The sequence below is a fragment of the Pseudomonas agarici genome, from assembly GCF_001543125.1.
GTDB classification, from domain to species: domain Bacteria; phylum Pseudomonadota; class Gammaproteobacteria; order Pseudomonadales; family Pseudomonadaceae; genus Aquipseudomonas; species Aquipseudomonas agarici.
On the sequence record NZ_CP014135.1, the window covers coordinates 305,744 to 307,384 of the forward strand.

1 protein-coding gene is annotated in these 1,641 nt (G+C 59.3%); it reads left to right on the top strand.

Features of this window, described 5'->3' with window-relative positions; genetic code table 11:
- Positions 1-64: 64 nt before the first annotated feature.
- A partial coding sequence (locus AWM79_RS01420) for a phospholipase D-like domain-containing protein (RefSeq protein ID WP_060783925.1) occupies positions 65-1,641 on the top strand: 1,577 nt, incomplete at its 3' end.

A 1,641-nucleotide genomic window follows, 5' to 3' on the forward strand; every position in this document is an offset into this window, starting at 1 on the left:
CCGATCACCGCGTCCTGTACGCCGCGGTGATAAGCCCAATCAGTGACCCGGAAGGGAAAACCTCATGACCGACCCTGACATCGTTGTCCCCGTTGCCCTGAAACACTCCCAACAAGTGACCTGCAGCGCGCCCTGGTACGTGCAGAGGAGTGAATATCACCCCATGGAGGCCACCTATCAGCCGTTGATCAACGGCGAAGAAACCTTCAAGGCCGTGCATCTGGCGATTGCCCGAGCCACTAAAACCATCGACATCATCTGTTGGGGCTTTCAGCCGTCGATGTATTTCATTCGCGACGGTAAAGCCCCGAGTATCGGCGAACTGCTCAAGGCCAAGGCTCGGGAGGGAGTCAAGGTGCGCGTATTGGGATGGGAAATGCCGCTCAACCTCGCGGGTTTCGCCGGTGAGGCGAACCTGCCCGGTAAAGGTACGGTTCGCCTCAAGGACCGAGCCATGCAACGTTCTACTCAGGCGCAATACGACGAGGACCGCCGGTGGTTTGCCGAATGTGCGGTCGCGGACGACAAGGCGGCTCAGCAGGGAGCGAGTGGGCTTCCGGTGTTTGTCAGTCGCGGTTTCGACCTGAATGAAAGAGCCAAAATTGCCCATGAGGTGAAATACGAAGGCCTCGATCGCGAGATCAGTGACAAGATGCGTCACACACTGAGGTGGACAGCCACCCATCACCAAAAGAGTGTGCTGGTCGACTATGGCCTGCCGGATTGCGCCGTCGGTTTCGTCATGGGCCACAACATGCTCGACGAATACTGGGACACCAACGCGCACTCGGCGCTGAACCGCTCCGAGGATAGTAAGCCTGCCCCCAATAGCGGCCCGCGTGGCAATACCCCACGCCAGGATATTTCCAGCCAGATCAGCGGGCCGATTCTGGAACACCTGCACCATAACTTCGCCAGCGCCTGGCGTAAGGAAACCGGCGAGGACCTGCTCATTTCTCGCCAGGCCAAACAGGTGGGACCGCACCTGAAATGCACCCCCGGTGCCACTCGCCAACTGGCCCAACTGCTACGCACCCAGGCGCAGTCGGGCAAGCGCGATATCGAAAGGGCTTACCTGAAAGCGGTCAACAACGCGACCCAGTTCATCTACATCGAGAACCAGTACTTTCGCTGGCCACCGCTGGCCGAAGCCATCAAAAAGGCCGCGGCCGACCAGACCGGCGCGGGACGCGATCCTGGCTTGCATGGCGCCTTACACCTGTTCGTGATCACCAATGCCACGGACGATGGCATTGGCGCGGGCACGGTGAACACCCAGCGCATGCTCGACAGCCTTGGACGCGCCGAGACCATTCCCGAGGTCACCAAGCTGCGGCTGATCAAAAAGATCAAAAAAGATGCCCCACCCCAACCGCAACCTGATCTGCGTGATCACGCAGGGAAGAGGGAATTGGCTAACTGGCAGGCCGAACTTGATCGGCAAATCGAGGACGTCCAGAACAGCACAATCGTGCCGCAGAAGGTACCGGGCCTGAAAATCCACGTGTGCTCGCTGGTTGCGCCCGATTCACCGGCTGGGAAACCGTGGATGCCGGTCTATATCCACTCCAAGCTGATGATCGTCAATGACGTGTTCACCACCCACGGTTCGGCCAACATCAACACCCGCAGCATGCAGGT